General features: G+C 71.0%; 15 protein-coding genes. 2 read left to right on the top strand and 13 right to left on the bottom strand.

Translation table 11 applies throughout. The annotated features are described in order from the left end of the window. Positions 1–9: 9 nt before the first annotated feature. From IE226_RS32625 to IE226_RS32590, 8 genes are all read right to left on the bottom strand, one after another. A complete protein-coding gene (locus IE226_RS32625; protein WP_190085037.1) occupies positions 10–252 on the bottom strand; it encodes a hypothetical protein in 243 nt (80 codons plus the stop codon). Beyond that, positions 249–1,754 (bottom strand): Asp-tRNA(Asn)/Glu-tRNA(Gln) amidotransferase subunit GatA, encoded by a 1,506-nt coding sequence (gatA, locus tag IE226_RS32620; protein WP_190085036.1) that lies wholly within the window; start codon positions 1,752–1,754, stop codon positions 249–251. The genes IE226_RS32625 and gatA overlap by 4 nt, the downstream gene beginning before the upstream one ends. Positions 1,755–1,759: 5 nt before the next feature. Beyond that, positions 1,760–2,056, bottom strand: a complete 297-nt coding sequence (gene gatC, locus IE226_RS32615) for an Asp-tRNA(Asn)/Glu-tRNA(Gln) amidotransferase subunit GatC (RefSeq protein WP_016642027.1) — start codon at positions 2,054–2,056, stop codon at positions 1,760–1,762. A gap of 443 nt (positions 2,057–2,499) precedes the next feature. Next, on the bottom strand, positions 2,500–4,896 hold the full coding sequence (locus tag IE226_RS32610; protein ID WP_190085035.1) for a putative bifunctional diguanylate cyclase/phosphodiesterase: 2,397 nt from the start codon (positions 4,894–4,896) through the stop codon (positions 2,500–2,502). A 249-nt stretch (positions 4,897–5,145) separates the two neighbouring features. After that, positions 5,146–7,329 carry an NAD-dependent DNA ligase LigA gene (gene ligA, locus IE226_RS32605; RefSeq protein WP_190085034.1) on the bottom strand — a complete coding sequence of 728 codons (2,184 nt, stop codon included), beginning with the start codon at positions 7,327–7,329 and terminating at the stop codon, positions 5,146–5,148. Positions 7,330–7,359: 30 nt separating this feature from the next. Beyond that, positions 7,360–8,355: a methionine synthase gene (locus IE226_RS32600; protein ID WP_190085033.1), complete on the bottom strand. Its 996-nt coding sequence runs from the start codon at positions 8,353–8,355 to the stop codon at positions 7,360–7,362. Next, positions 8,352–9,041, bottom strand: a complete 690-nt coding sequence (locus IE226_RS32595) for an SDR family oxidoreductase (protein WP_190085032.1) — start codon at positions 9,039–9,041, stop codon at positions 8,352–8,354. The genes IE226_RS32600 and IE226_RS32595 overlap by 4 nt, the downstream gene beginning before the upstream one ends. Before the next feature lie 42 nt (positions 9,042–9,083). Continuing rightward, entirely contained in the window at positions 9,084–9,629 is a 546-nt protein-coding gene (locus tag IE226_RS32590; RefSeq protein WP_190085031.1) for an LOG family protein, read from the bottom strand. Between the two features lie 63 nt (positions 9,630–9,692). Between IE226_RS32590 and IE226_RS32585 the strand changes: the two genes are divergently transcribed. Beyond that, a complete protein-coding gene (locus IE226_RS32585; protein WP_190085030.1) occupies positions 9,693–10,019 on the top strand; it encodes a DUF427 domain-containing protein in 327 nt (108 codons plus the stop codon). A 42-nt stretch (positions 10,020–10,061) separates the two neighbouring features. Here the strand turns inward: IE226_RS32585 and mnmA are convergent, their stop codons facing one another. After that, entirely contained in the window at positions 10,062–11,201 is a 1,140-nt protein-coding gene (gene mnmA, locus IE226_RS32580; RefSeq protein WP_190085029.1) for a tRNA 2-thiouridine(34) synthase MnmA, read from the bottom strand. A gap of 61 nt (positions 11,202–11,262) precedes the next feature. Here mnmA and IE226_RS32575 point away from each other — a divergent pair, with 61 nt between their 5' ends. Further along, positions 11,263–11,940, top strand: a complete 678-nt coding sequence (locus IE226_RS32575) for an N-acetylmuramoyl-L-alanine amidase (RefSeq protein WP_190085028.1) — start codon at positions 11,263–11,265, stop codon at positions 11,938–11,940. 15 nt (positions 11,941–11,955) lie between these two features. On the opposite strand, the gene IE226_RS32570 is transcribed toward IE226_RS32575, so the two are convergent. The 4 genes from IE226_RS32570 to IE226_RS32555 form a co-directional block, all read right to left on the bottom strand. Next, positions 11,956–13,245, bottom strand: a complete 1,290-nt coding sequence (locus IE226_RS32570) for a cytochrome P450 (protein ID WP_190085027.1) — start codon at positions 13,243–13,245, stop codon at positions 11,956–11,958. A gap of 232 nt (positions 13,246–13,477) precedes the next feature. Beyond that, positions 13,478–14,650, bottom strand: a complete 1,173-nt coding sequence (locus IE226_RS32565; protein WP_190085026.1) for a cysteine desulfurase family protein — start codon at positions 14,648–14,650, stop codon at positions 13,478–13,480. A gap of 46 nt (positions 14,651–14,696) precedes the next feature. Further along, on the bottom strand, positions 14,697–14,915 hold the full coding sequence (locus IE226_RS45125) for a DUF4190 domain-containing protein (protein ID WP_190085081.1): 219 nt from the start codon (positions 14,913–14,915) through the stop codon (positions 14,697–14,699). Positions 14,916–15,176: 261 nt separating this feature from the next. Further along, positions 15,177–15,335 carry a hypothetical protein gene (locus IE226_RS32555; protein ID WP_190085025.1) on the bottom strand — a complete coding sequence of 53 codons (159 nt, stop codon included), beginning with the start codon at positions 15,333–15,335 and terminating at the stop codon, positions 15,177–15,179. Positions 15,336–15,371 lie beyond the last annotated feature (36 nt).

Raw genomic sequence — 15,371 nt, 5'->3', positions numbered from 1 at the left:
CTTTCCCTCTCAACCCAGCAGGACGTCTTCGTCGCCGAGCTTCTTCAGCTCGCGATAGAGCAGAGCAAGACCGGTGACGATGGCGGCGGCGGAGACAGCGGCGTCGACGAGACGGAGCGTGTCGTTCTCCTTGCGGGCCATCCTGGCCTGCTTGACGACGGAGACCGCACCGAAGGCGGTGGTGGCCATCGACAGGTACGCGCCGGGCTTCGACTTCTTGAAGCCCTTGGCCTTGGCAGTCATCGGACTCATAGTGACGGTGCCTCCTCAAGCAGCGGGTGACCCCACCTTTCCACGAAGGCGGCCTCTACGGCGGCTCCCACCTTGTAAAGGCGGTCGTCCTTCATGGCTGGGGCGATGATCTGCAGTCCGACGGGCAGGCCGTCCTCCGGCGCGAGACCGCAGGGCAGCGACATGGCGGCGTTGCCGGCCATGTTCGACGGGATGGTGCACACGTCCGCGAGGTACATCGCCATCGGGTCGTCGGCGCGCTCGCCGATCGGGAAGGCGGTGGTGGGAGTCGCGGGCGAGACGATCACGTCGACCTGCTCGAAGGCCTTCTCGAAGTCCTTCGTGATCAGGGTGCGGACCTTCTGGGCGCTTCCGTAGTACGCGTCGTAGTAGCCGGAGCTCAGGGCGTACGTGCCCAGGATGACGCGGCGCTTGACCTCGTCGCCGAAGCCGGCCTCGCGGGTCAGCGCGGTGACGTCCTCGGCGGACTTCGAGCCGTCGTCGCCGACCCGCAGGCCGTAACGCATGGCGTCGAAGCGCGCGAGGTTCGACGAGCACTCGGAGGGCGCGATCAGGTAGTACGCGGAGAGCGCCAGGTCGAAGGACGGGCAGTCCAGCTCGACGATCTCGGCGCCGAGCTCCTTGAGGAGCGCGACGGACTCCTGGAAGCGCTGGACGACACCGGCCTGGTAGCCCTCGCCCGCGAACTGCTTGACGACGCCGACCCGCATGCCCTGTACGGAGCCATTGCGGGCCGCTTCGACGACCGGCGGGACCGGGGCGTCGATGGACGTCGAGTCGAGCTCGTCGTGACCGGCGATGACCTCGTGCAGGAGCGCGGCGTCCAGGACCGTACGGGCGCAGGGACCTCCCTGGTCGAGCGAGGACGAGAACGCGACCATGCCGTAGCGCGAGACGCCGCCGTAGGTGGGCTTGACGCCGACCGTGCCGGTGACGGCCGCGGGCTGGCGGATGGAGCCGCCGGTGTCCGTGCCGATGGCGAGCGGGGCCTCGTACGACGCCAGGGCCGCGGAGGAGCCGCCGCCGGAGCCGCCGGGGATGCGGGTGAGGTCCCACGGGTTGCCGGTGGGGCCGTACGCGCTGTTCTCGGTGGAGGACCCCATGGCGAACTCGTCCATGTTGGTCTTGCCGAGGATGACGACGTCGGCGTCCTTCAGCTTGCGCGTGACGGTCGCGTCGTACGGCGGGATCCAGCCCTCGAGGATCTTGGAGCCGACCGTGGTCGGTACGCCATCGGTGGTGAAGATGTCCTTGAGCGCGAGCGGGACGCCGGCCAGCGGGCCGAGCTTCTCGCCGTTCTCGCGCTTGGCGTCGACGGCGCGGGCCTGCGCGAGGGCGCCCTCGCGGTCGACGTGCAGGAAGGCGTGCACCTTCTCGTCGACGGCCTCGATGCGGGCGAGGTGGGCCTCGGTGACCTCGACGGCCGTCAGCTCGCCGGAGGCGACCTTCGCGGCGATGTCGGCGGCGGTGAGCCTGATGATGTCGATCTTGCTGTCCGTCATGGCGGTTAGTCCTCCCCCAGGATCTGCGGCACCTTGAAACGCTGCTGCTCTTGGGCCGGGGCTCCGGAGAGCGCCTGCTCGGGGGTGAGCGACGGACGGACCTCGTCCGCGCGCATGACGTTCGTCAGCGGCAGCGGGTGGGAGGTCGGCGGTACGTCTTGGTCGGCGACCTCGGAGACGCGGGCGACCGCGCCGATGATGTCGTCGAGCTGTCCGGCGAAGTGGTCGAGCTCCTCGTCCTTCAGCTCAAGACGTGCTAGGCGGGCGAGGTGGGCAACCTCCTCGCGCGTAATGCCAGGCATGCGGCGATCCTCTGGGGGTGAGTGTGTGGTTTGTGGCCCAATCCTATGGGGCCGCACCCCGTGCACGTGAAACGGATTCCCCGGCGGGATCTGTGCCCCTGCCCCTGCGGGATCTGTGCCCTCGCCCCGGCGGGATATGCGCCTCCGCCCCGGCGGGACTTGTGCCCCCGCCCCTGCGGGAGCTGCACCCCTGCCCCTGCGGGACCTGTGCCCCCGCCCCTGCGGGATCTGCACCCCTGCCCCTGCGGGACCTGTGCCCCCGCCCCTGCGGGATCTGCGGGATCTGCGGGACCTGTGCCCCCGCCCCTGCGGGATCTGCGGGATCTGCGGGATCTGTGCCCCTGCCCCGGCGTCCGGCGCTTCGGCGTCCGGCCCCCCGGCGTTCACGGCCGCTCCGGGGCGGGTCGCTCCCCCGCCCTGTGCCCGCCCCCGCGGGCCCGCGGCTACTTCAGCGCGTCGGCCTCCGCGGCCGCGCGCGCCGCTTCCGCCTCCTCGGCGGCGACGTCCACCGGCCTGCGCCAGCCGCGGGAGCCCCTGGCCCGCAGCCAGGCGGTGGTCTCGTCCGCGGGCATCGCCGCGGCGACCAGCCAGCCCTGCACCGCGTCGCAGCCGAGATCGCGCAGCCGCTCCCACGTCTCGTCGTCCTCCACGCCCTCGGCCACGACCAGCAGTCCCAGGGAGTGCGCGAGGTCGACCGTGCAGCGGACGATCTCCGCGTCTTCGTTGTCCACCGCGAGCCGCGCGACGAAGGACCGATCGATCTTCAGCTCGCTCACCGGCAGCCGCCGCAGGTGCACCAGGGACGAGTACCCCGTGCCGAAGTCGTCGAGCGACATCTTGACCCCGTGGCCGGTCAGGCCCGCCAGGGTGTCGGCGGCCCGCTGCGGGTCCTCCAGGAGCACGTGTTCGGTTATCTCCAGTTGGAGCGCTCCCGGGGGGACCCCGTGCCGGGCCAGGCGCGCCGCGACCGCGCCCGCGAAGCCGGGGGTGTGCACGTCACGCGGCGATACGTTCACCGCGACGGGGACCTTGAGCCCCTGCTCCTGCCACTTGGCCACCTGGCCGAGCGCGGTCTCCAGGACGTACTCCGTCAGGTGCGGCATGAGGCCGGACGACTCCGCTATGGCGATGAACTCGTCCGGCGGTACTTTTCCGCGCTCGGGATGCACCCACCGCACCAGCGCCTCGAGCCCCGCGACACGGCCGTCGAACTGGACCTTCGGCTGGTAGTGCAGCTCGACGTCGCCCGCGTCGAGCGCCCGGCGCAGATCGCCGAGCAGGCCGAGCCGGTCGGGGGTGTTGGAGTCCCGCTTGGACTCGTACACCTCGACGCCCGTGCGGTCCCGCTTGGCCTGGTACATCGCGACGTCCGCCCGCTGCAACAGGCCTTCGGCGTCCAGCGCGTGGTCGGGGAAGACGGAGAGCCCGGCGCTGGCCTCGAGGACCAGCGTCAGGCCGTCGAGGTCCAGGGGCGAGCCGAGGGCGGCGACGAGGGACCGTGCCACCCGGGTGGCAGACGTCGTGGAGTCGGTGACCGGCAGCAGGACGGCGAACTCGTCGCCGCCGAGCCGTGCGGCCTCCGCACCGCGCGGCAGGGCGAGCCGCAGCCGGTCGGCGATCTGCAGGAGCAGCCGGTCGCCCGCGAGATGGCCGAGGGTGTCGTTCACCGAACGGAAGCGGTCCATGTCGATCAGCATCAGGGCGGACCGCGCACCGATCCGCTCGGCGTCGTCAAGCGCCGTCCAGGTCCGCTCGAGGAGCCACTGCCGGTTGGGCAGGCCGGTGAGCGGGTCGCGCAGCTGCTCCTCGGCCCTGGCCCGCGCGATCCACAGCGTCGAGTCGAGCGCGACGAGCGGGATCGCGAAGAGCGGGAGCAGAACGGGGGTCGAGGCGGCGACCACGCAGATCAGCGGGGCGATGCCGAGCAGCGCGACGGCGACGAGACCCTGTCTGACCAGGGCGGTGCGGGTGACCGTGGGCAGGGCGCCGGTGCGCGGGGCGTGGACGTACCAGAGCAGGACGCGGGTGACGACGAGGTAGGCGATGGCGGCCAGGGCCACTTCGGGGGCGGAGTACAGGTCCCAGGTCTCGGGCAGCCAGGGCGACTGCGCCGACGGCGCCGTGCCGAACGCGGCCATGGCGAGCGCGCCTGCGCCGATGCCGAGGATGTCGACGGCGCCGTGCAGGATGCCCTGGCGCCAGCGGTGGCGGCGGGCGATGCCGACCAGGACGACGACGGTGAGGCTGACCATGCCGGCGGGCACCCAGCCGTAGAGCAGGAGGACGGCGACGGTGAGCGCGCCGCCCGAGCCGGTGCCGCTCCACCAGCGGTCGCGGCCGAGTGCGACGAGGTGGCCGACGATGAGTCCCGTGAGGATGGCCAGGGACCAGCCGACCGTGCCGGAGGGGAACAGCGCGTCGCGTCCGGTGAGCGCGTGGAAGAAGCCCGTGCCGAGCGCCACCGCGGCTATCGCCACGACAGCAACCGGAAGCACTGGCCAAGGGTCACGCTCGTCTGCTGTGTCTCCCGCGTCGGGTGCCTCCCGGCCGCGCCAGAGGGTCTTGCGGCGGCCTTCGGTGCCGGACGGGGCGGAGCCGGACCCCGCCGTGTCCCTGCCGCCCGTGGTCTCGCCCACGCCGAGCTCCTGCGTGCCGTATGCACCGACGGTGCTCCATGCGCGTTCGCGCCGCTCAACTGCGGTGCTCGGGACGGCGGGAAGCCTGCTCTCGGCTTCGCTTGCCTCCCGTGCCGCCCTGCGTGCGCTGAGCCACGCGCCCGGTCCGCGACGCAGGCGCGCGGGCAGCCGGGAGTCCGGTGCGGCGCTCTCGGTCGGTTCCATTCCCGTCCCTCTCACAGCCGGCGGTGCCCACGCCACGCGGACTCGCTCCAGAAGTCAGCCGCGTCTGAAACCCCTTCCCCATGCTCCCGATGAGCAGGGGATACCCCAATCGCAGCGGGGCACGGCAGGCGCACACCTCAACAGTAGGCCGCAGGAGGCTTCTACGGGCAGCGGTCCACAACGGTTGCCCGAATGCGACCCGGCCACCCGTATGCATCTGGTATGCGCTGAACGGGTGGCCTTCAACCGCTACTCCTCGGTCGGAAGCGCGACTTCCGCGGCTGCGTCGGGTCCCTGTTCCAACAGGACGGCGAAGCCTTCCTCGTTGAGAACCGGAACCTTCAGCTGCATGGCCTTGTCGAATTTAGATCCAGGATTGTCACCCACTACGACGAAAGCTGTCTTCTTCGAAACGGAACCGGTCACCTTTGCGCCCCGGCTCTGCAACGCATCTTTTGCGCCATCCCGCGTGTGGTTCTCGAGCGTTCCGGTCACGACGACGGTGAGGCCTTCGAGCGGACGCGGCCCCTCGTCCTCTCCCCCGCCCTCTTCCTCCATGCGGACGCCGGCCGCGCGCCACTTGCGCAGAATCTCCCGGTGCCACTCCTCCTCGAACCACTGCTTCAGGGAGGCGGCGATGGTCGGCCCCACGCCCTCGACGTCGGCGAGTTCCTTCTCCGTGGCCTGTTCGATGCGCTCGATCGACCGGAACTCGCGGGCGAGCGCCTCCGCGGCGACCGGGCCCACATGGCGGATGGAGAGACCCGTGATGATCCTCGCGAGCGGGCGCTCCTTGGCCGCGGCGATGTTCTCCAGCATGGATACGGCGTTCTTCTTCGCCTCGCCCTGTTGGTTGGCGAAGACCGTGGCGATCTTCTCCTCGCCGGATTTCGGGTCCCGCTTGGGCAGCCCGCTGTCCTGATCCAGTACGTACGCCTTGATGGGCAGGAGCCGGTCGATGGTGAGGTCGAAGATGTCGCCCTCGTCCAGGATCGGCGGCTCGGACGGCTCCAGGGGGTTGGTCAGGGCGGCCGCCGCGACATAGCCGAAGTTCTCGATGTCCAGGCTCTTGCGGCCCGCGAGGTAGAAAAGACGCTCGCGCAACTGGGCGGGGCACGACTGGGCATTGGGGCAGCGGAGGTCGATGTCGGCCTCCTTCATCGGTCGTAGCGCCGTCCCGCACTCGGGGCACTCGGCGGGCATCACGAACTCCCGCTCGGTGCCGTCCCGCAGGTCGACGACCGGGCCGAGGATCTCCGGGATGACGTCGCCCGCCTTGCGCAGGACGACCGTGTCCCCGATGAAGACGCCCTTCTTCTTCACCACGTCCTGGTTGTGCAGGGTCGCGAACTCGACCTCGGAGCCCGCGACGGTGACCGGCTCCACCTGGGCGTACGGAGTGACGCGGCCGGTGCGGCCGACGCCCACGCGGATGTTCACCAGCTTGGTGTTGACCTCCTCGGGGGCGTACTTCCAGGCGATCGCCCAGCGGGGCGCCCGCGAGGTGGAGCCGAGGCGGCCCTGGAGCGGGATCTCGTCCAGCTTCACGACGACGCCGTCGATCTCGTGCTCCACGGAGTGGCGGTTCTCGCCGAAGTACGTGATGAAGTCCCGTACGCCGTCGAGTCCTTGGACCACCCTGTTGTGCCGGGCGGTGGGCAGGCCCCAGTCGTGCAGGAGGTCATAGGCGTGGCTGAGGCAGTCGATGTCGAAGCCCTCGCGGGCACCGATGCCGTGCACCACCATGTGCAGCGGACGCGTCGCCGTGACGCGCGGATCCTTCTGGCGCAGCGAACCCGCCGCCGCGTTGCGCGGGTTGGCGAAGGGCTTGTCGCCGGCCTCCACCAGACGGGCGTTCAGCTCCTCGAACTTCTCCATGGGGAAGAAGACCTCGCCGCGGATCTCGACGAGGGCGGGGACCTTGTCGCCCTTGAGGCGGTCCGGGATGTCCGCGATCGTGCGGACGTTCGGAGTGATGTCCTCACCGATGCGGCCGTCCCCGCGGGTGGCCGCGCGGGTGAGCTTGCCGTCCTCGTACGTGAGGTTCACGGCGAGGCCGTCGACCTTCAGTTCGCACAGGAAGTGGTGATCGGTGGTGCCGACCTCCTTGCCGACGCGGTCGGCCCAGGCGGCGAGCTCCGCGTCGTCGAAGGCGTTGTCCAGGGAGAGCATGCGCTCGCGGTGCTGGACCGAGGTGAACTCGGTTTCGTACGCGCCCGCGACCTTCTGGGTGGGCGAGTCGGGCGTGCGCAGCTCCGAATACTGCTCTTCCAGGGCCTCCAGCGAGCGGAGGAGCTTGTCGAACTCGGCGTCGCTGACGACCGGTTGGTCGTTCACGTAGTACCGGAAGCGGTGCTCCTCGATCTGTTCGGCCAGCTGGGCATGCTGATCCCGTGCCTCGGCGGGCACAGAGCCTTGCTGTTCGACAGCCACCGTTACATCCTCCCGTTACGTCATACCCAATTACTCAGGGTTGTCCGCGAGTGATCTCGCCGCCCGGGCGCAGTGGGCGAGCACCGCGCGGGCGTACGCCGGGGAAGCCCCCGCGAGCCCGCACGACGGAGTGACCGTGACCGACTCCGCGAGAGACCCCGGATTCAGTCCCAGCCTGCGCCACAACGTCCTGACACCCATGACGCTACCGGCAGGGTCCGACAATGGGCCGTCCACGCCGGGCACGACACCGGCGAAGAGCTGCGTGCCGCCCTCGACTGCCTCACCGATCGCCTCGTCGTCACGCTCGGTGAGCAGCGAGAAGTCGAACGAGATCGCGTCCGCCCCCGCACGGCGAAGGAGCGCGAACGGCACGTCCGGCGCGCAGGAGTGCACCACGGCGGGACCGTCATGGACGCCGAGGACCTCCCGCAGGGTGCTCTCCACGAGCTGGCGGTCCACGGCCCGGTGGGTGCGGTACTCGCTCGCCGTCTTGATCTGTCCGCGCAGCACGGCGACGAGCGAGGGCTCGTCGAGCTGGAGCACGATCTGCGCCCCGGGGATCCGGCGGCGTACGTCCGCGAGGTGGGCGCGCAGCCCCTCGGCGAGCGATCCGGCCAGGTCACGGCAGGCGCCGGGGTCACGGAGCGCGGCCTCGCCGTTCTTCAGCTCCAGGGCGGCGGCAAGGGTCCACGGCCCGACGGCCTGCACCTTGACCGGCCCTTCGTACCCCTGGGTGAACTCCTCCAGGGCGTCGAGGTCCTCGCCGAGCCAGGCCTTCGCGCGGCGGGTGTCCCGCCCCGGCCGGTCGCCGATCCGCCAGCCGCTGGGCTCCACGCGCGCGTAGAGCTCGACCAGCATCCCGGCGGTCCGCCCGATCATGTCGGCGCCGGGCCCCCGCGCGGGCAGCTCCGCCAGATACGGGAACTCCTCGAAGCTGCCGGTGACGGTCTTCGCGGCCTCACGGGCGTCGCCGCCCGGCATGGACCCGATGCCGGTGGCCGGCCCCCAACTGATCGCGCTCACCGGCCGGGCCGCACGGTCAGATCGTTGACCTCCGCGTCGCGCGGCAGGTCGAGGGCCATCAGGATCGTCGTGGCGACCGACTCCGGGTCGATGAAGCGGGAGGGGTCGTACTCCTTGCCCTCCTGCTGGTGGACCTTCGCCTGCATGGCGCTCGCCGTGCGCCCCGGGTAGACGGAGGTGACCCGGACGCCGTTCGCGTGCTCCTCGCCCCGCAGGGAGTCGGCCAGGGCCTTGAGGCCGTGCTTGGAGGCGGCGTAGGCGGACCACTCGGGGCTGGCGCTCAGGCCGGCGCCCGAGTTGACGAAGACCACGTGGCCCTGCGCGACACGCAGTTGGGGCAGGAAGTGGCGGGTCAGCTCGGCGGGGGCGATGAGGTTGACGTTGAGCTGGTGGCGCCAGGACTTGGGGGTGAGGTCACCGACCCGGCCCAGGTCGACGACGCCCGCGATGTGCAGCAGGGAGTCCACCCGGTCGGGCAGCGACTGGTGGCCGAACGCCCAGGAGAGCTTGTCCGGGTCGGAGAGGTCGCCCACGAGCGTGGCCGACCCGGGGAATTGCGCCGCGAGTTCCTTGGCCCGGCCCGCGTCCCGTGCGTGCAGGACGAGCGCGTCGCCGCGTGCGTGGAGGCGGCGGGCGACGGCCGCGCCGATGCCGGAGCCGGCCCCGGTGATCACATGTGTTGCCATGCGTCCATCGTCGCACCCCGGCAGGCGCAGGTCAGCGCACGGTCACTGGGTGCCCATGGACTCCTCCAGGTACGCGAGCGCGCCGACCGGCTCCTCCGCGAAGAAGACGAGGCCGGTCAGCGGCACCGGCAGGAAGCCCTCGTCCTCCATGCGCTGGAACTGCTCCTTCAGGCCGTCGTAGAAACCGGCCGAGTTGAGCAGGACCACCGGCTTCGTGTGCTTGCCGTGCTTCTTCAGTTCGAGGATCTCGGTGGCCTCGTCAAGCGTGCCCGTGCCGCCGACCATGATCACGATGGCGTCGGACTTCTTCAGGAGCAGCGCCTTGCGCTCGGCCAGGTCGCGCGCGATCACCATCTCGTCGGGCGCGGTCACGGCCCGTGCCTTGGCGGCGAGGAAGTCCACCGATACCCCGACGAGGCGCCCGCCCGCTTCCTCCACACCATCCGCGACGACCTTCATCAGACCGCTCTCCGAACCGCCCCACACCAGGGTGTGGCCGCCCTTGCCGAGCAGCTCGGCGAATTCGCGGGCGGGGCGGGTGTAGCGCTCGGGGAGGTCGGCCGCGGAGAGGAAGACACAGATGTTCATGGCCTCACCGTACGATCCGGCACAGACTGGGTGGAACACGGCCGCTCACGTAAGGAGACCACGGTGGCAGCAGGGCACAAGATCACCATCGAGCAGGGCACCGGGCACGTGCGCGTGGTGCGGGACGGCCAGATCGTGGCCGAGAGCCGACGTCCCCTGCTGCTGCGCGAGACGGGCTGCCCCGTGCGGTACTACCTCCCTCCGGAGGACGTACGCACGGACCTCCTGACCCCGTCGGACACGACCACGTACTGCCCGTTCAAGGGCACGGCGTCCTACTGGTCGCTGCCCGACGCGAAGGACGCGGTCTGGGCCTACCCGGAGCCGAAGGACGCGGTGTCCGAGATCAAGGACCACTTCTGCTTCTACGAAGTGGAAGCAGCGGAGTAAGGCGCCACCGGCAGAGGGCAGACGGCAGGCGCCGACAGAACCCTAGGCCGCCGCCGTCGCCCTCTCCGTGGTCGCGATCGTGGCCGACCCCACCACGCGCGTGCCGTCGTAGAGCACGATCGCCTGGCCGGGGGCCACGCCGCGTACGGGCTCGTCGAAGGTGACGCGCAGCTCGGAGCCGTCGACCAGCTCCGCGCGCACCGGCGTCTCGCCGCCGTGCGCCCGCAGCTGCGCGGTGTACGTGCCGGGCCCGGTGGGAGCCGCGCCGCACCAGCGGGGCTTGATCGCCGTCAGGCCCGAGACGTCCAGGTCGGCGGCGGGGCCGACCGTCACGGTGTTGTTCACCGGGGAGATGTCCAGGACGTAGCGCGGCTTGCCGTCGGGGGCCGGGGTGCCGATCCGCAGGCCCTTGCGCTGGCCGATGGTGTAGCCGAAGGCGCCCTCGTGGGTGCCCAGCTTGTTTCCGTCGGCGTCGACGATGTCGCCCTCCGCCTTGCCCAGGCGGTCCGCGAGGAAGCCCCGGGTGTCGCCGTCGGCGATGAAGCAGATGTCGTGGCTGTCGGGCTTCTTGGCGACGGCGAGGCCGCGCTCCTCGGCCTCCGCGCGGATCTCCTCCTTGGTGGTGAGCGTGTCACCGAGGGGGAACATCGCGTGGGCGAGCTGGCGGTCGTCCAGGACCCCGAGGACGTACGACTGGTCCTTGGCCATGTCCGAAGCGCGGTGCAGCTCGCGGGTGCCGTCCTCGTTCACGACGACCGTGGCGTAGTGCCCCGTGACGACCGCGTCGAAGCCGAGCGCGAGGGCCTTGTCCAGGAGCGCGGCGAACTTGATCTTCTCGTTGCAGCGCAGGCACGGGTTGGGGGTGCGCCCCGCCTCGTACTCCGCGATGAAGTCCTCGACCACGTCCTCGCGGAACCGCTCGGCCAGGTCCCAGACGTAGAACGGGATGCCGATGACGTCCGCGGCGCGGCGGGCGTCGCGGGAGTCCTCGATGGTGCAACAGCCTCGCGCGCCCGTGCGGAACGATTGCGGGTTCGCCGAGAGCGCCAGGTGCACTCCGGTCACGTCGTGCCCGGCTTCGGCGGCACGCGCGGCGGCGACGGCGGAGTCCACGCCGCCCGACATGGCGGCGAGTACGCGAAGGGGGCGGGGGTGCTGCTGCGGGGTCCGGTTCTCAGTCATAGCTCTAACAGGGTACGGGCCCGCGGGAACCACACGCCCGTGAGTAAGCGTTGACGATCACATGGGGGAAGAACAGGACTCGACGGCGGAGCGGAAGCCCGAGCGCCGGGGCATCGACCGGCGGACGCTCCTGATCGGCGGCGCGGTGGCCGCCGCGGGCACGGCCGTGCTCGCGTCCGACGAGCTGGGCCGCCTGTGGTGGCGGCTGCCCGGCGTCGTCAAGAAGCGCAAGGAGGGCGAGGTCGACGCCCGCGGCGCCCAGTGGATCGCCGCGTCGGACTACAACTGGCGCCGCGCCGACCGCCCCGATGACTACGGGATCGACATGGTCGTCATCCACGTCGTACAGGGCGGGTACGACGTGGCGCTGAAGGTGTTCAAGGACCCGGCGCACGGGGCAGCCGCTCACTACGTGGTGCGCAAGGACGGGCACGTGGCCCAGATGATCCGCGAGCTGGACGTGGCGTTCCACGCGGGGAACAAGAGTTACAACGAACGCAGCATCGGCATCGAGCACGAGGGCTTCGTCGACGAGAAGTCCTCGTTCACCGATGAGATGTACGAGTCGTCGGCGCGGCTCACCGCGGGAATCTGCAAGCGGTACGACATCCCGGTGGACCGCAAGCACATCATCGGGCACGTGGAGGTGCCCGGCACGGACCACACGGATCCGGGGCCGCACTGGGACTGGGACCGGTACATGAAGCTGGTGCGCAAGGCCCGTAACGCCCTCGCCTGACCAGCCGTGCGGTCCTTACCGCAGGTGCACCGGCAGCGACTCCACCCCGTACACGATGGACAGCTTGCGGAAGGCGAGCTCCTCGGGGGCGACCGCGAGCCGCATGTCCGGGAAGCGCTTCACGAGGGCGGGGTAGGCGGCACGCAGCTCCATGCGGGCCAGTTCTGCGCCGATGCAGCGGTGGATGCCGTAGCCGAAGGCGAGGTGCCCCGAGGCCTTGCGGTGCGGGTCGAAGCCGCCGCCGTCGGGGGTGTACTTGGCGTCGCGGTTGCCGCCGCTCAGGGAGCAGAGGACGAGGTCGCCCTTGGGTATGTGCACTCCGGCGATCTCGATGTCCTCGCGGGCGAACCGCGGGAAGGCCACCTGCACGACGGTGAGGTAGCGCAGCGCCTCCTCGACGAAAGGCGCGGCGGCCGCGTCGTCGTCGCGCAGCCGCGCGGCGGTCTCCGGGTCCTGCAGGAGCAGCAGGGAGCCGAGGGCCACCATGCTCGCGGTGGTCTCGAAGCCGCCGGTGAGGACGCCGTCGGCGAGGCCGGCGAGTTCCTCGTCGTCGACGGTGTCGCCGTGTTCCTTCACGATCATGCCGAGCAGTCCGTCGCCCGGGTTCTCGCGCTGCTTCTTGACGACGTCCCGGAAGTACGAGAGCGAGGCGGATATCGCGCCGAAGGGAGCGGTGGCCCCGCCGAAGAGGTCGAAGCGCTCCATGGCCAGCTGCTGGAAGTCGTGGCGGTCCTCGTAGGGCACGCCGAGCAGTTCGCAGATCGTCAGCGAGGGGATCGGAAGCGCGAAGGCCTGGACGAGGTCGACGGGCCCTTCCGCGGCCTCCATCGCGTCGAGCCGCTCCTCGACGATGGCCTCGATGCGGGGCGTGAGGCGGCGCAGCCTGCGCATCGTGAACTCGGGCGTCAGGATGCGGCGCAGATGCGTGTGGACCGGGGGGTCGCTGAAGCCGAGGCCGCCGGGGTTGTGGTCCTCGACGACGCCGGCGTTGCCCGCGAGGTTCGTGAAGTCGTTGCTGAAGCCGTCGGTCGCCCCGAGGACGGCCTTCACCTCGTCGTAGCCGGTGACCACCCAGGCGTCCATGCCGAACGGCAGCGGCACCTTGGATATCGGCTGCTCCGCCTGGTGCTCGGTGAGCCGGGCCACCGGGTCGAGCCCGTCGCGGCGCATCGGGGCGAGCAGGGGCTCGGGCAGGCGCGAGATCGCGGAGGCGCTGATCCCGTTCTTCTGGATCCTGGAGAGGTACATGCGCCCGAGCCGCGCGGCGATGCGAGAGCGGAGGTTCGCCTTCAATGTGAACTCCATGAGGGGGTTGTCGTGCAGCCCCGAACGCGCGGAGCGGACTCGCGAGCGGCAAGCATAGATCGGCGGACTGTGGGCCTCGTAGCCCGCACCGGCGCCTGTCCGCCCGATAGCGGCCGAAACCGGCATCAACTCCGGGCGCGATCGCCCGAGTCCGGCGTTAACTGCGTCACGTACCGACCCAAACCGGGACCAAGTAGGTGCAGCACCCAGCTAAATCACGCAGCCGAAACGCTCAGCTGAGTCCCGCCGTCCGCGCCCTCTCCACCGCCGGGCCGATCGCCCCGGCCACCGCCTCCACGTCGGCCTTGGTCGAGGTGTGGCCGAGGGAGAAGCGCAGCGTGCCGCGGGCCAGGTCGGGGTCGGTGCCGGTGGCGAGCAGGACGTGGCTCGGCTGGGCCACGCCCGCCGTGCACGCCGATCCGGTGGAGCACTCGATGCCCTGCGCGTCGAGGAGCAGCAGCAGGGAGTCGCCCTCGCAGCCGGGGAAGGTGAAGTGCGCGTTCGCGGGCAGCCGGCCGTCCGGGTCGCCCCCCGGAATCGCGTCGGGGACCGCCGCGCGCACGGCGGAGACGAGGTCGTCCCGCAGCGCGCCGATCTCGCGGGCGAACCACTCGCGGTGCTCCGCGGCATGCTGCCCCGCCACGGCGAACGCGGCGACGGCGGGCACGTCGAGCGTGCCGGAGCGCACATGACGCTCCTGCCCGCCGCCGTGCAGGACGGGCACGGGGCTGTACTCGCGGCCCAGGAGCAGCGCCCCGATGCCGTACGGACCGCCGATCTTGTGCCCGGAGACGGTCATCGCGGCGAGTCCTGAGGCGCCGAAGTCGACGGGCACCTGCCCGAAGGCCTGCACCGCGTCGGCGTGCAGCGGGATGTCGAACTCCCGCGCCACGTCGGCCAGTTCGCGGATCGGCTGGATGGTGCCGATCTCGTTGTTGGCCCACATGACGGTGGCGAGGGCGACGTCGTCGGGGTTGCGCTCGATCGCCTCGCGCAGCGCGTCGGGGTGCACGCGGCCGTACGCGTCGACGGGGAGGTACTCGACGGTGGCGCCCTCGTGCTCGCCGAGCCAGTGCACGGCGTCGAGGACGGCGTGGTGCTCGACGGGGCTCGCGAGGACCCGGGTCCGCGCCGGGGCGCCGCCTCCGGGAGCGCGCCGCGCCCAGTACAGGCCCTTCACGGCGAGGTTGTCGGCCTCCGTGCCGCCCGCGGTGAAGACGGTCTCGCTGGGGCGTGCGCCGAGCGACTCGGCGAGCGCCTCGCGGGCCTCCTCGACGGTGCGTCGCGCCCGGCGTCCGGCGGCGTGCAAGGAGGACGCGTTGCCGGTGACGGCGAGCTGGGCGGTCATCGCCGCGATCGCCTCCGGAAGCATCGGAGTGGTCGCTGCGTGGTCGAGGTAGGCCATGGTGCGCACGATTCTACGAGCCGTGCGGGCCCCCGCGTTCCGGCGGTCAGCCCGCGAGACCCCACGAGACGGTGTTGTCCATGGACATCAGCACGGCGAGGACGACGAGATCGGCCACGCCGAGGCCGAGACCGAGGGCGGCGCGGCCCTTGCGTCGGGTGCCGCGCAGGAGCGCGATGCTCGCGAGGACGATCGCGATGGGCCCGAGGAAGATGTTGAGGACGAGCAGCCCGAGCAGGCCGAGGACGAACGAGGCGACGGCCATGCCGTCGGTGTCACGCCGGCCGGTGGGGACGGGCTCAGACGAGGGGGCCGAGGCGGACGAGGGGGCCGGAGAAGTGGCCGGCGAAACGTCCGAAGAGGGGGTGGCCTTGGACTTGGGGGTGAGGGTGCTGAGTCCCATGGTGCGACTCCTTTCAGGTGCCGTACGGATCAGTCGGTCTCGGAGCACGGATCAGTCGCTCTCGGAGTGGCGCTGAATCGGACCAGACTCAGGACGAGGCCCGCGACAGCGCCGGAACAGCCCTCAGGACGAGTGGCGGCGCGAGTGCCGCTCGCGGACCGTGAACACCACGAGCCATACGCCGATGACGGCGGCGGCGACGAGGCTGACGGGGAGCGGCGCGTGGGCCACGGAGCCCAGGGCGACACCGAGCAGCAGAAGTGCGGCGACGAGGAAAAGCACGGGATGCCTCTCGTTGGTCTCGTTTGGTCTCGTTGG

It is taken from the genome of Streptomyces longisporoflavus (assembly GCF_014649775.1).
Taxonomy (GTDB): Bacteria; Actinomycetota; Actinomycetes; order Streptomycetales; family Streptomycetaceae; genus Streptomyces; species Streptomyces longisporoflavus.
Note: the sequence above shows the minus strand (reverse complement) of the source record. Positions and strands in the feature narration are given on the sequence as shown.

Excerpts from the sequence above, each read along its gene's own strand:
- IE226_RS32625 (WP_190085037.1), bottom strand. The coding sequence starts at position 252 with ATGAGTCCGATGACTGCCAAGGCCAAGGGCTTCAAGAAGTCGAAGCCC.
- gatA (WP_190085036.1), bottom strand. The coding sequence starts at position 1,754 with ATGACGGACAGCAAGATCGACATCATCAGGCTCACCGCCGCCGACATC.
- gatC (WP_016642027.1), bottom strand. The coding sequence starts at position 2,056 with ATGCCTGGCATTACGCGCGAGGAGGTTGCCCACCTCGCCCGCCTAGCA.
- IE226_RS32610 (WP_190085035.1), bottom strand. The coding sequence starts at position 4,896 with ATGGAACCGACCGAGAGCGCCGCACCGGACTCCCGGCTGCCCGCGCGC.
- IE226_RS32595 (WP_190085032.1), bottom strand. The coding sequence starts at position 9,041 with ATGGCAACACATGTGATCACCGGGGCCGGCTCCGGCATCGGCGCGGCC.
- IE226_RS32590 (WP_190085031.1), bottom strand. The coding sequence starts at position 9,629 with ATGAACATCTGTGTCTTCCTCTCCGCGGCCGACCTCCCCGAGCGCTAC.
- mnmA (WP_190085029.1), bottom strand. The coding sequence starts at position 11,201 with ATGACTGAGAACCGGACCCCGCAGCAGCACCCCCGCCCCCTTCGCGTA.
- IE226_RS32575 (WP_190085028.1), top strand. The coding sequence starts at position 11,263 with ATGGGGGAAGAACAGGACTCGACGGCGGAGCGGAAGCCCGAGCGCCGG.
- IE226_RS32570 (WP_190085027.1), bottom strand. The coding sequence starts at position 13,245 with ATGGAGTTCACATTGAAGGCGAACCTCCGCTCTCGCATCGCCGCGCGG.
- IE226_RS32565 (WP_190085026.1), bottom strand. The coding sequence starts at position 14,650 with ATGGCCTACCTCGACCACGCAGCGACCACTCCGATGCTTCCGGAGGCG.
- IE226_RS45125 (WP_190085081.1), bottom strand. The coding sequence starts at position 14,915 with ATGGCCGTCGCCTCGTTCGTCCTCGGCCTGCTCGGGCTGCTCGTCCTC.